The 12,981-nt window shown below is 59.6% G+C and carries 13 protein-coding genes; 3 read left to right on the forward strand and 10 right to left on the reverse strand.

The window, feature by feature from the left end; translation table 11 throughout:
* Positions 1 to 100: 100 nt before the first annotated feature.
* The 9 genes from catC to H8F23_RS10035 form a co-directional block, all read right to left on the reverse strand.
* Positions 101 to 391 (reverse strand): muconolactone Delta-isomerase, encoded by a 291-nt coding sequence (gene catC, locus H8F23_RS09995; protein WP_194934249.1) that lies wholly within the window; start codon positions 389 to 391, stop codon positions 101 to 103.
* A gap of 15 nt (positions 392 to 406) precedes the next feature.
* The gene (locus tag H8F23_RS10000; protein ID WP_194934250.1) at positions 407 to 1,528 is read right to left on the reverse strand and encodes a muconate cycloisomerase family protein; all 1,122 of its coding nucleotides are present in this window, start codon (positions 1,526 to 1,528) and stop codon (positions 407 to 409) included.
* Between the two features lie 22 nt (positions 1,529 to 1,550).
* Positions 1,551 to 2,312: a 1,6-dihydroxycyclohexa-2,4-diene-1-carboxylate dehydrogenase gene (locus H8F23_RS10005; protein WP_194934251.1), complete on the reverse strand. Its 762-nt coding sequence runs from the start codon at positions 2,310 to 2,312 to the stop codon at positions 1,551 to 1,553.
* Between the two features lie 21 nt (positions 2,313 to 2,333).
* On the reverse strand, positions 2,334 to 3,347 hold the full coding sequence (gene benC / locus H8F23_RS10010) for a benzoate 1,2-dioxygenase electron transfer component BenC (protein WP_194934252.1): 1,014 nt from the start codon (positions 3,345 to 3,347) through the stop codon (positions 2,334 to 2,336).
* 20 nt (positions 3,348 to 3,367) lie between these two features.
* Positions 3,368 to 3,856: a benzoate 1,2-dioxygenase small subunit gene (gene benB / locus H8F23_RS10015; protein WP_194934253.1), complete on the reverse strand. Its 489-nt coding sequence runs from the start codon at positions 3,854 to 3,856 to the stop codon at positions 3,368 to 3,370.
* On the reverse strand, positions 3,856 to 5,211 hold the full coding sequence (gene benA, locus H8F23_RS10020; RefSeq protein ID WP_099758901.1) for a benzoate 1,2-dioxygenase large subunit: 1,356 nt from the start codon (positions 5,209 to 5,211) through the stop codon (positions 3,856 to 3,858). The genes benB and benA overlap by 1 nt, the downstream gene beginning before the upstream one ends.
* A gap of 142 nt (positions 5,212 to 5,353) precedes the next feature.
* A complete protein-coding gene (locus tag H8F23_RS10025; protein WP_194934254.1) occupies positions 5,354 to 6,310 on the reverse strand; it encodes an AraC family transcriptional regulator in 957 nt (318 codons plus the stop codon).
* 882 nt (positions 6,311 to 7,192) lie between these two features.
* A complete protein-coding gene (locus H8F23_RS10030; RefSeq protein WP_194934255.1) occupies positions 7,193 to 8,116 on the reverse strand; it encodes a bifunctional helix-turn-helix transcriptional regulator/GNAT family N-acetyltransferase in 924 nt (307 codons plus the stop codon).
* A gap of 67 nt (positions 8,117 to 8,183) precedes the next feature.
* Positions 8,184 to 8,459, reverse strand: a complete 276-nt coding sequence (locus H8F23_RS10035; RefSeq protein ID WP_194934256.1) for a hypothetical protein — start codon at positions 8,457 to 8,459, stop codon at positions 8,184 to 8,186.
* Positions 8,460 to 8,597: 138 nt separating this feature from the next.
* Here H8F23_RS10035 and H8F23_RS10040 point away from each other — a divergent pair, with 138 nt between their 5' ends.
* Both H8F23_RS10040 and H8F23_RS10045 read left to right on the forward strand, forming a co-directional pair.
* Entirely contained in the window at positions 8,598 to 9,434 is an 837-nt protein-coding gene (locus H8F23_RS10040; RefSeq protein ID WP_194934257.1) for an AraC family transcriptional regulator, read from the forward strand.
* Between the two features lie 55 nt (positions 9,435 to 9,489).
* Positions 9,490 to 10,086 (forward strand): LysE family translocator, encoded by a 597-nt coding sequence (locus tag H8F23_RS10045; protein ID WP_194934258.1) that lies wholly within the window; start codon positions 9,490 to 9,492, stop codon positions 10,084 to 10,086.
* A gap of 48 nt (positions 10,087 to 10,134) precedes the next feature.
* Here the strand turns inward: H8F23_RS10045 and H8F23_RS10050 are convergent, their stop codons facing one another.
* On the reverse strand, positions 10,135 to 11,052 hold the full coding sequence (locus H8F23_RS10050) for a LysR family transcriptional regulator (RefSeq protein WP_093433501.1): 918 nt from the start codon (positions 11,050 to 11,052) through the stop codon (positions 10,135 to 10,137).
* Positions 11,053 to 11,155: 103 nt separating this feature from the next.
* On the opposite strand from H8F23_RS10050, the gene H8F23_RS10055 reads away from it, so the two are divergent.
* Entirely contained in the window at positions 11,156 to 12,898 is a 1,743-nt protein-coding gene (locus H8F23_RS10055) for an amidohydrolase (RefSeq protein ID WP_194934259.1), read from the forward strand.
* Positions 12,899 to 12,981: the final 83 nt, after the last annotated feature.

Consider the following 12,981-nt stretch of genomic DNA (forward strand, 5'->3'; position numbering starts at 1 on the left):
GGAGTGAGCCTGCTCGCGATTGCGGTCTGCCAGTTGCCATCGATGCTGAATGACACACCGCTATCGCGAGCAGGCTCACTCCTACAGGGAACGGATTGGGTCAGCGGTCGTCGCTGTGGATCGACGATGGATGCCGGCACAGGCCATCGACTTCGATGTCCATGTAGGGGAATAACGGCAAAAGCATCAGCGTGTCGTGCAGCGCCTCAACGCTCGGGACATCGAACACGCTGTAATTGGCGTAATGCCCGGCGATGCGCCACAAGTGCCGCCAGACGCCATCGCGTTGCAGCCGTTGGGCCAGTTCCTTCTCGTCAGCCTTGAGCCGGGTGGCCAATGACGGGTCCATGTCGACGGGCAATTTCACGGTCATTTTTACGTGGAACAACATGGTGACTCTCCTGATTCAGTGGCGACGAAAACGCGCCAGACGCTCTTCGTCCAGCGTCAGGCCCAGGCCTGGAGTTCGCGGAATGTGCAAGTGGAAATCGCGGTACTGCGGCGTTTCGGTGACGATGTCTTCGGTCAGCAACAACGGGCCGAACAGTTCGGTGTCCCAGGTCAGTTGCTTGAGCGTGAGGAAGGCGTGCGCCGAGGCCAGCGTGCCGATGGAGCCCTCGAGCATGGTGCCGCCGTACAGCGCGACGCCGGCGGCCTCGGCGATCTGCGCGGTGCGCAATACAGCGCGCGGGCCACCGTTCTTGGCGATTTTCAGGGCGAACACACTGGCGGCGCCGTCGGCGGCGAGGCTGAAAGCATCCTCGACGCTTTCGATCGATTCGTCGGCCATGATCGGCGCCGGGCTGCGCTGATTCAGGCGAATCTGCCCGGACCGGTTGACCCGCGAAATCGGCTGTTCAATCAGGTCGATACCGTTGTCACCGAGCACCTGACAGCCGCGAATCGCTTGGGATTCATCCCAATACTGGTTGACGTCGACCCGCACACTGGCGCGCTCGCCCAAGGCTTTTTTGATCGCCACCACGTGCTTGAGATCCTGCTCCAGCGGGTTGGCGCCGATTTTCAATTTGAAGATGCGATGGCGACGTGCTTCGAGCATCTGCTCGGCTTCGGCGATGTCGCGGGCAGTGTCGCCGCTGGCCAGGGTCCAGGCCACTTCAAGGCTGTCTCGCACGCGGCCGCCGAGCAATTCGCTGACCGGCAGACCGAGGCGCTTGCCCTGGGCATCGAGCAGTGCACTTTCGATGCCGGACTTGGCGAAAGTATTGCCCTTGGCGATATTGTCGAGCCGCTGCATCGCCGCGTTGATGTTGTTGGCGTCCATACCCACCAACGCCGGCGCCAGATGCGCATCGATATTGGCTTTGATGCTTTCCGGGCTTTCGTATCCATAAGCGAGACCGCCGATGGTGGTGGCTTCGCCGATCCCTTCAATGCCATCGCTGCAGCGCAGTCGCAGAATCACCAGAGTCTGCTTCTGCATCGTGTGCATCGCCAGTTTGTGCGGGCGAATGGTCGGCAGGTCGACGATGATCGTCGTCAGGTTTTCAATCAGAATTCGCTGCATTTCAATGTCCCTTGAAAAGTAGTCAACCGAGGTCGCCGCCACCGACCGGCAACGTCACGCCGGTGATGTACGAGGCGTCATCGGAAGCCAGAAAGAGGATCGCGCCGACCTGTTCGTCGAGGCTGCCGTAGCGTTTCATCAGGCTGCTGTCGAGGGTTTGCGCGACGATTTCCTGATACCAGGCCTGCTCCTGCGCTGACGGTTCGGCGGCATTGCGCGGGATGCGCCGGGCCGGCGCTTCGGTGCCGCCCGGAGCCGTGGCGTTGACGCGAATGCCGCGCTCTGCGTTTTCGAAGGCCAGACATGCGGTGAGTGCGTTGATGCCGCCCTTGGCCGCGCCGTACGGCACCCGATTGACGCTGCGGGTGGCAATCGACGAGACGTTGACGATGGCGCCGCGCCCTTGCTTGAGCATGTACGGCAGCGCTGCGTGGCAGCACCACAGCGTCGGAAACAGCGAACGGCGCACTTCCGCTTCAATCTGTTCGACTTCGTAATGCTCGAACGGCTTGGCCCAGATCGTGCCGCCGACGTTGTTGATCAAAATGTCGAGACGGCCGAAGGTGTTGATGGCTTCAGCCATGACCCGCGCGCAATCGGCGTATTGCTCAAGGTCGGCGGTCAGCGCGAGAACGCCCTCGCCTTGCAGTTCGTGAACCAGTTCAGAGCGATCGACGGCGACGATTTGTGCGCCTTCGTTCAGCAGGCGTTCGCAGACGCGGCGGCCGATACCCTGCGCCGCGCCGGTGACCAGCGCGATCTTGTTGGAGAATCTGTTGTTCATGACAACCTCGAAAGAAGGGTTTCAGGCAGCCGCAGCAGCGAACTTTTCGTAGTAGAAGTTCGCCGGAGTGATGCCCTGCTCGCGGATGTATTGGCTGACCGCTTCGACCATCGGCGGCGGGCCACACAGGTACACGTCGACATCACCTTCATTGAGGTGGCGCGGTTCAATATGCTGGGTGACGTAGCCCTTGAGTGGATGCGCACTCAGCGGGTTGGCCACGCAGGCGCCGAAACTGAAGTCGGGAATGCGGGCGGCGAAGGCTTCGAGACGATCGAGTTCGACCAGATCGAAATCGTTGGTCACGCCGTAGATCAAATGCACGGGATGATCGCAGCCCTGCTCGGCGATCTTTTCCAGCATCGCGGTGAACGGTGCCAGGCCGGTGCCGCCCGCCAACAACAGCAGCGGCCGCTTGATCTCGCGCAGGTAGAAGCTGCCCAACGGCCCGGCCAGGTTCATGCTGTCGCCGGCCTTGGCCAACCCGGTGAGAAAGCTGCTCATCAAGCCACCAGGCACGTTACGAATCAGAAAGCTGACCTCGCCGTTTTTCTGCAGTGAGCTGAAGGAATAAGCGCGGGTCTGCTCGCTGCCGGGCACTTGCAGATTGACGTACTGGCCCGGCAGAAACGCCAGTTTGCTAAGCGCCTCGCCCTTGATCGACAGCGCGATAGTGCTCTCGGACAACTGCCGGACAGCGCTGATCGATGCCTGGAAGTTCGCTTGTTCGGTCTTGCACACCTGCGAGCCGGCCGGCACTCGCACCACACAATCGCTTTCAGCGCGCATCTGGCAGGTCAGCACATAACCTTGCGCGAGTTCATCGGCGCTCAAGGCGTCTTCGATGAAGTTGTCACCCATGTCGTACCGCCCGGCCTCGGCGAAACACTTGCAGGTGCCGCAGGCGCCGTCGCGGCAGTCCAGCGGGATGTTGATGCCTTGGCGATACGCCGCGTCGGCGACGGTTTCATGGCCGCCAGCCTCGATGAAACGAGTGACGCCGTCTTCGAAATTAAGCGCAATCTGGAAATTCATGGTGCACCTCGCCGTGTCGACTAGATGTGGTAGATGTCGATGACCTGACGGACGTAATCGTTTTTCAGCACGACTTTCTTGGCCTTGATCAGCGGCTGTTCGCCATGCAGATCGAGGGTGTAGAAACTGCTGCCGAAGTAGCTGTCAGTGACTTGGTAGCGGAAGCTCAGGGTGTGCCAGTTGAAGCGCACCTGGCACTGGCCTGCACTCTGCTCGACGATCTCGATGTTGCTCAGGTTGTGTGAGGTGCGAGTGTCGGGAATGGTCGCGCTGGAGCGCTCGGTCTTGATCCGGAAGATGCGGTCTTCGAGGCCGCCACGGTTGCCGTACCAGATCAGCGAGATCTCGCTTTGCGGGTCTTCGGTGAGGGTGTCGTTATCGTCCCAGGCCGGCATCCAGAAGGTCGCGTCGGCGGCGTACAGCTCCAGCCATTGATCCCACTGGCCGTCATCGAGATAACGCGCTTCGCGGTAGAGAAAATCGCGCACGCTGTCGTAGAGGTTACTCATCACACAGCCTCCACGGGGATCAGTTGTGGTTCGGTGGCCGCGGCTTTGAGCATGGTTTCCTGCCAGTACTTGTGTTGCAGCACGAACAGGCCTTCGTCTTCGGTACGCATGCCGGAAAGCAATGGTTTGAGGTCGATTTCTTCGGCGGCTGCGTCGGCGCCTTCGACCCAGTGGGTCGCGCCCCGGGACATGTCGTTCCAGCCGCGCCCGGCGCCGTAACCGGTCTGGCACGAGCGGAACTCTTCCAGATCATCCGGCGTGGCCATGCCGCTGACGTTGAAGAAGTCTTCGTACTGACGAATGCGCTTGGCACGGGCCTCGGCGCTCTCGCCTTTGGGGGCGATGCAGTAAATGGTGATTTCGGTCTTGTCGACCGAAATCGGCCGGGCGATGCGGATCTGCGAACTGAACTGATCCATCAAGTACACGTTGGGGTACAGGCACAGGTTGCGCGAGTTTTCGATCATCCAGTCGGCTCGAGCCTGACCGAAATCACGGGCGAGTTCATCGCGGCGCTCGTAGGCGGGACGGTCTTCGGGGTTGGCCCAGCGGGTCCAGAGCAGCAGATGGCCGTGGTCGAAGGAGTAAAAACCGCCACCCTTCTTCGCCCAGCTGCCGGCGCTCATGGTCTTGATCGCTTCACCCGCTTCGCGCTGCTGGCGCTGGTTCTGGGTGGCGGCGTAGTTCCAGTGCACCGAGCTCACGTGGTAACCGTCGGCGCCATTTTCAGCGGTGAGTTTCCAATTGCCTTCGTAGATGTAGGAGCTGGAACCGCGCAGCACTTCCAGGCCTTCTGGCGACTGGTCGACGATCATGTCGATGATTTTTGCCGATTCGCCCAGATGCTCAGCGAGGGATTTCACATCGGCATTGAGGCTGCCAAACAGAAAGCCGCGATAGGACTCGAAACGCGCAACTTTGGTCAGATCATGGGAGCCTTCGCAGTTGAAGCCTGCGGGATAACCGGCTTCGCTCGGGTCTTTGACCTTGAGCAGTTTGCCACTGTTGTTGAACGTCCAGCCGTGGAACGGGCAGGTGTAGCTGGAGCGGTTGCCGGACTTGTGCCGGCAAAGCATGGCGCCGCGATGGCTGCAGGCATTGAGGAACGCATTGAGCACACCGTCCTTGTTGCGCGCGATGAAGATCGGCTGACGCCCCATGGTGGTGGTCAGGAAATCGTTGTTGTTGGGGAGCTGGCTTTCGTGGGCGAGGTAAATCCAGTTGCCTTCGAAGATGTGCGCCATCTCCAGTTCGAACAGCCGCGGATCGGTGAACATCTCCCGCTTGCAGCGGTAGGCGCCCTTCTCCTTGTCTTCTTCAAGCATGGCATTGAGGTAGTCGATTCCCAGGGACATGGCCGGGGCCTCCATTGTTATTGTTCAGGCCAGGTCAGATTAGGGAGGCGTAGCACGGGGCAATAGCCGAATCCTGCAGATCGCTATCCGTTTTGTGCTGGACGGCGCTGCAGGTGATTCGGGGAAGTTTCAGCGGGGAGTTTTAGTGGCGGCGTTTGAAGGTTTTCGACGGCAGTTCACCGAACTGCTGGCGATAGCTTTCGGAGAAACGGCCCAGGTGCAGGAAGCCGTAGTCGAGCGCCAGCTCGGTGAGGTTGCGCACCGGGCAGCTTGGGTCACTGAGGCAGGCGTGGATGCGCGCAAGCTTGCGTTGGCGGATGTATTGCATCGGCGTAACGCCCAGTTGGCGTTCAAACAAGGTGTACAGCGAGCGCGGGCTCATGCTCGCCTGTGCGGCCAAATGTTCAGCCGGCAAATCCAGTTTCAGGTTGCGTTCGATGTAATCGACGATGCGTTCGAAGCTGATGTTCGGTGCACTCAGGCATTCACGGCTGACGTTGGTGCTCATCAGCGAAATCAGTTTGCTGCCGATGATCTGTGCGTAATGCTCCTGCACCCGAAGCAACGGATCGCTGGCCTCGGCTTCTTGACAGATCATCGCGAGCAGGTTGGTGAAGCCTTCCAGTTCATCGAGCTGATAGTGATTGCGCAGGAAACGGATACCGCTTGCCGGACGCTGCCAGCGCTGCTCGTCACACACCGATTCAAGCACGCTGACCGGCACCTTGAGGATGAATTTCTCGCAATCATCCGAGTAAGTCAGATCGACCGGATCATCCGGGTTGATCAACAGCAACTCGCCGGGCACCAGATGCTGCTCGCGCTTGTGCCCGCGCCACAGGCAATTGCCTTGCAGCAGCACTTGCAGATGGTAAACGGTCTCCAGGGCCACGGAGGTCACGCGTACGCTGCCGCCATAGCTGATACGGGCCAGATCGAGATCGGCGAGTTTGCGATGGTTGAGGCTGGCTTGCGGGTGGGTGGTTCTGGACAGACCGATGAAGTGCTGGCCGACGTGCTGATTGACGTAGTCGGAGACGGCATAAGGGTCAGCGTGACGAAACACGCTGCTGCGATCGCTCAGCAGATGGCTGTCCATGGGGCGTTGCTCATTGTTGTCGTTATTTTGGTTTCACAGGTTTCAGGCACCTTGAGCCACAGTACGCCGGAGTGTCACGGTGGGCAATTGGACGAAGGTTTGGGTATTCGATAATCGAACACTTCTTGCGGATTACAGACTGGTTTGAACTACGCCTACACTTGCCGAAGAAATGCCCTACACGCAAAAAAACCGATACAGAAAAATCCTACTTATGACAGCTTATAAAAGACAAAAAAAGCCCGTTTCAGTCGAAACTGAAACGAGCTTCTCCCACCTCAACGACCGTTACTTCAGGTCGTCAAAGTGGTCTCGCAGGAACTCGTAAAAGCGAAAGGCTTTAAACAATCTCCATACAAGGCTCAGCGTACGCAGCAAAAGCTTCATACGTTTTGGCCTCCAGGGCTGGGGGCCAAACCTCCAGCAAGCTTACCGGACCATGCTTGCCTTCAGCATGCATGTCAAAGCAGCCAATGAGGCGGCCAGTTGAAAGCCCTCCGAAGTATCATTCCGGCACGGGTGCAAACCGTGTCAGAGGGAATGAAATCGTTGAGTTGCCAGCCAAACCTCGTCGCTGCTCAGACATGTGAGCGTCAGCATCATAACCCTCAATAGAACGATACATGACCAGGTAATTCATCGGCTTTGTAAAACGTTATTTCTGCCAGTATTGCTCTTTTCAACATTGGATAACGTATGCATCCACCTGAAACAGAATATTAATGTTGCGAGGGGACGAAAAGACTCATACCATGAGCACATGTCAAAGCAGCTAGTGAAGCAACAAACCTCGGTCGCAAACCAGGGTTTACAAAAGAACCGCCCCGCAAAGGCGGTTTTTTTTCGTCTGCCTTTTCACTGCATCCGCCGACGAAAAACAGCTCACAACACCCGCGCCCACGTCTGACTCAGCAGATCCTTGCCAAAGCTGTGAATCGTTTCTTCCTCCACCAACTGGAACCCGGCCTGCTGATAAATCTTGCGCGCTGCCGTCAGGTTACTGGTCGTCCACAAGGTCATTTTCTGGTAACCAACCTGACGGGCGAAACGCAGGCACTCCTCGACCAGACGACTGCCAATGCCCAAGCCCCGCGCGCTGGCGTCGACGTAGAGCATGCGCAGTTTGGCGGTCGTTTCATCCTGGCGGACGATGAACACCGAACCGATGACCTTACCGTCCTTTTCCGCAATCCAGCAGCGCTCGCTCGTCGGGTCGTAATCGCGCAGGTACTTGGCGACCACCTCGGCCACCAGCGCCTCGAACTCCGAATTCCAGCCGTATTCGCGGGTATACAGTGCGGTTTGCTGTTGCATCACCGTGCCCATGTCGCCGGGCTGCGGATCGCGTAATACGTAGGTTGAGTCTTTGTTGCCTTGCAGCAGTGTCTGGATCAGCGTCATGGCGCCGATCAGTTGTTTCTGCTGCGGTTCAGGCAATCGCTCGAGCATGGCGACGATCTGTTCGCGGGAAGCCTTTTCCAGCGGGACCAGAATTTCGCGCCCGAGGTTGGTGAGGTGCAATTGCGCAGCGCGGCCGTCCGTAGGCGACGGCACTTTCTGGATCAAGCCGCGTTTTTCGAAACCGCTGATGATGCGGCTCATGTAGCCGGCATCAAGGCCGAGCATCTGGCGCAGTTCAGCGCTGGTCAGGTCACCGCGCGACGCCAGCTCATACAAAATGCGTAACTCGGTCAGCGAGTAGTCGCTTTGCAGCAGATGCTCCTGCAATACACCGATCTGATGGGTGTAGAAGCGGTTGAAACCGCGCACGACGTCGGCTTGCTCGAGGAGATGGCTGCTGGACATGGCAAATGCTCAGTTAATTGCTTAAGGCAACTATATATTTGCCAAAGGCAACCATGTCAACAGAAAGCTATCGGCACTTGGCCAACACCACCTGACAGGTATCCGGCGTGCCCCCAGAGCGCCCGGCATAGCGAATGCAGTTGTTCATCGACTTCTGCCGGGCCATGTTCAAACTGGAGCCCCACGCCAGACCGCCCTCGCCGACCGACGGCAAGGCTTTGGCGTAGCAGGCGTCCCCGACGCCGGAAGGCGGATAGTGTTTGCGGCCTGAGCAGCCTGCCGTCAGCGCCAGGCTGAGGGCGATCAAGGTGAGTAAAACCCCGCGCGAGCATCGGTTAACCATCGCATTTCACCTGTCGCCAAAGGGGTCGTAACCTGCAGAGTCTAGCCCCCTTCACCTGCACAAATCTTCTAAACCTCGATGAGCATTGCGCGGTATTTTATGGGGCCACACCTTTCAATGGCGAACACTGGAGCTTTCGTGGATAAACGCAACTGGATCGAGCTGTCCCAGGATGCCGACACCGGGATTGAATCGATTCGTGCTCATTTTCAGGGGCATGCCTACGATCCACACTGGCATGACAGCTTCCTTGTCGGCGTCACCGAGCAAGGTGTGCAGCAGTTCAACTGCCGCCGCGTGCGTCATCGCAGTACCCCGGGCAATGTGTTCCTGCTGGAGCCGGGGGAAATCCACGATGGCCAGGCGCCGACCGAGGAAGGTTTTACCTATTCGATGCTCTACCTCGATCCGCACTGGCTGGAGCGTGAAATGCACGCGCTGTTCGAAGACGCACCGTCCGACAGCCAGCCCGGTTTTGCCGACACGCTGAGTCAGAATCCGCGTCTGGCCACAGCGATCAATCACGCTTTCCATGCCTTGCATGTCGGCGATCTGCGCATCGTCCGGCAGACCGCCATCGACGGTCTGCTGAACTCGCTCACGCGTCATCTCGACTGGCGCAAGCGCCAGGTTTTCGATCCGCGCCTGCCATTGGTGGCGCAACTGGCGCGGGATTACCTGCACGCGCATACCTACGAAGATATCGGTCTCGATGATCTCGCGCGGGTCTGCGGGGTGGACCGTTTCCGTCTCAGCCGGGCGTTCAAGTCTGCCTTCGGTCTGGCGCCGCACGCCTACCTGATCCAGTTGCGCCTGGCCAAGGCGCGGCAGTTGCTGGCGCGCGGTGAAACGCCGGCGCAAGTCGCCAGCGTGCTCGGTTTTGCCGATCAGAGCCACCTGGGTCGCTGGTTCCGGCGCGCCTATCAACTGACGCCGGCGGATTACCGCAAACGCTGCTCAAACCTTCCAGACTGACACACGCCGTCTAGCGATCATGGATACCTGTGTTGATTTTCAGGGAATCCCGATCATGGCGTCATTACTGCCCTTCCTGCTGTTTGCTTTCGTTGCCTCGATCACGCCGGGGCCGACCAATATTCTGGTGTTGAGCCACAGTTCGCGCCAAGGCCTGCTCGCCACGTTGCCGATCATTTTTGGCGCCTGCGCGGCGGCGGCCCTGATCGTGCTGGTGGTCGGCCTCGGTGCCGGCGAAACGTTGCTGCGCTACCCGCGAGTGCAGCAAGCCATGGCCTGGGGCGGCGTGCTCTGGTTGAGCTGGCTGGCGTGGCAGATCTTTCGCAGCACGCCGCCAGCACTGGACCCGGCGGATGCCCAGGAAGAAAGTTTCAGCGTGCTGGGCGCTGCCATGCTGCAACTGGTCAATCCCAAGGTATGGATGATGGCGGTGGCAGTGGTCAGTGTGTTTGTTGGCGGGGGTGACAAGACCCTGCGGCTGCTGGTGTTGTCACTGGCGTTTTTGCTGGTGTCGCTGCCGTGCATGACGTTCTGGGCATTGCTGGGTGTGGGCAGCGCACGGTTGATGGGTTCGCCACGGGCGTTCAAGCGCATGAATGCGGCACTGGCGTTGTTGCTGCTGCTCTCGGCATGGCTGACCGTCCTGGCATAACGCCCCTGCAGGAGCTGCCGAAGGCTGCTTCTACGGAGGAATGGGCTGTCAGCTCAGGCCACGTTCGGTGAGGAATGCCGAGATGTAATCGATGAACGCCACCACCTTCGCCGTGGCCCGCCGATGGCTCGGGTACACCGCGAGAATGTGCGGGCCGAAGGTATCCGGGTCGATGTCGTAATCAGCCATGACCCGCACCAGTCGCCCGTCGGCAATGTACGGTGCGGCGCTCCACAGCGGCGTGTGCAGCAAACCGCGCCCGGCCAAAGCACTGGCCAGCAGCAAGTCGTAATTGTCGCTGCGCAACCGCGGCGCCGCCGGTTGCGCCAGACTCAAGCGCTGCCCGTCGCGCTCGGCCCACCAGAATTCGCGGCTGAGCAACGGGTGCTGATAGAGCAGCCACTCATGCTGCTCAAGGGTTTGCGGAGTCACCGGCAAATCCTTGCGCGCCAGGTACTCCGGACTGCCGCACAGGGCCAGACGATTGCTACCCACCACCCGCGCAATCAGCCCCGGCAAGTCATCGTGGCCTTCACGCAGCGCCAGGTCGTAACCACTTTCCAGCAGGTTGACGAAGGCATCGCACAAGTCCACTTGCAGACTGATCTGCGGATATTGCTGCAGAAAGCCGTCACACACCTGATCGAGAAACGCCCGTCCATACGCCAGCGGCGCGGTGATTTTCAGGTTGCCGCGCAAGCCGTGCTGCAACTGCTCGATTTCCTCGCTGGCCTCGTCCAGCCGCTGCAACACCAGCCGTGCAGTTTCCAGGTACACCCGGCCGATTTCGGTAAGCAGGATCCGCCGTGTGCTGCGCTCAAACAGGCGCGCACCCAGTTCCGATTCCAGGTGATTGACCGCTTTGGTCAGCGCCGAAGGAGTCTTGCCCAACTGCTCGGCGGCGCGGCTGAAACTGCCGAGCTGCGCGGTGACCACGAACATTTTCAATGCACCCAACTTGTCCATACTTTTTCCATTCAGGCAAAAACGTTTTTCGTGAGGGAGGCGTTCTGTCGGCCGCTGTCAGCCACTAATCTCGCCATCAGACGCAATAACAAGGAAATCTTCAATGAAAAGATTCATCCCGAGTCTGTTGGTAGCCGCTGTAAGTTTTGCCTCGATGGAAGCCATGGCCGCTCCTGATCTGATCCTGCTCAACGGCAAGATTTTCACTGCCGACCGCGCACAACCCAAGGCGCAAGCCCTCGCCGTAGAGAACGGCAAAGTGCTGAAGGTCGGTACCGACGCGCAGATCAAAGCGCTGATCGAATCCGGCACCCAAGTCATCGATCTCAAAGGCAAAGCGCTGATGCCCGGCCTGATCGACAGCCATTCCCACGCGATTTTCGGCGGACTGGAAATGGTCTCGGCGAACATGGAAGACGAAGTCGTCAGCCTCGACGAACTGCAGAAACGCCTGCGCGACTGGCGTGCAGACGGCAAGGCCAAACACGGCGACGTGCTGAGCATTGCCGGCATGAGTTCGGTTTACTGGGCGCAGGCCGAAGCCTTGGGCAACACCTTCAACAACGGCGAATGGGCCAATGTGCCGGTGGTGTTTATCGGCAGCGACCACCACACGGCATGGGCCAACAACGTCATGCTCAAGCGCGCCGGGATTGATGCGGCCCTGCTGAAAACCTTGCCCGACGCAGAAAAAGACACCATCGGCAAACTGGCCAACGGTGAGCCAAACGGCTTTGTGGTCGACGCCGGTTGGGACCGGGTCGCTTCGAAGATGCCAGTGCCAAGCCCTGCCGACATGTTGAACGCCGCCAAATCAGCGGTGCGCTACAACAACAGCCTGGGCATCACCGCGTGGATGGACCCTGCCGCCAACGCCGCACCAGGTGAAGCGGTGTTCGCCCTCAAACCGACCGAGAAAACCGTCGGCGTGCTGCCAGCCTATAAAGCCCTGTCGGAAAGCGGCGACATGAGCGTCCACGTCGCCGCGCTGCTGGTGGCCAACCCGAGAAGCGTACCCGCCGACCTCGACACGCTGGACAAGGTGCGCCAGCAATTCCAGGGCATCCCCAATCTGAGCCTGCCCGGCATCAAGATCTTCGCCGACGGCGTGATTGAATTCCCGGCGCAGAGCGCGGCGATGATCGACCCGTACAGCAATTCGCACAAACAGGGCGAGTTGCTGATCGATCCACAGCATTTCGGTGAGCTGGTCAGCGCCATCGACCAGCGCGGCTGGCTGGTGCACATCCACGCGATCGGCGACCGTGCGGTGCGGGAATCGCTGAACGGCATTGCTGAGGCACGCAAGGATCGTCAGAGCGGCGTGACCCACTCGATCACTCACCTGCAAATGGTCAACCCGCAAGAGTTCGCCCGCTTCAAACCGCTCAACGTGATCGCCTCGATGCAACTGCTGTGGGCCAGCGCCGACGACTACACCACCGACATGATCAAGCCCTACGTCAGCGCCCTCGCCTTCCGCTATCAGTACCCGGCGCATTCGTTGCTGAAACAGGGCGCGACAATTGCCGGCGCCAGTGACTGGCCGGTGTCTTCGCCGAATCCGTTCAACGCCATGGCCCAGGCGATTACCCGTGTCGGACCGCTGGGCGTGCTCAATGCCGATGAGCGTCTGGACCGTGAAACCATGTTCTACGCCTACACCGTCAACGCCGCGCGAACCATTGGCCTGGAGAAACAGATCGGCTCGCTGACGCCGGGCAAGCAGGCTGACTTTATCGTGCTCGACCGCGATGTGTTCAGCGTCGACAACAAAGCCCTGCATGACACTCAGGTTTTGCAGACCTGGTTCGGCGGCCGTCAGGTCTATACCGCCACAAAATAACAACAACCATCCCATCCTGTGGGAGCGAGCTTGCTCGCGAAGAGGCCAGTCCATTCAACATCTTCACTGACTGACCCACCGCC

The organism is Pseudomonas neuropathica (assembly GCF_015461835.1).
GTDB classification, from domain to species: Bacteria; Pseudomonadota; Gammaproteobacteria; order Pseudomonadales; family Pseudomonadaceae; genus Aquipseudomonas; species Aquipseudomonas neuropathica.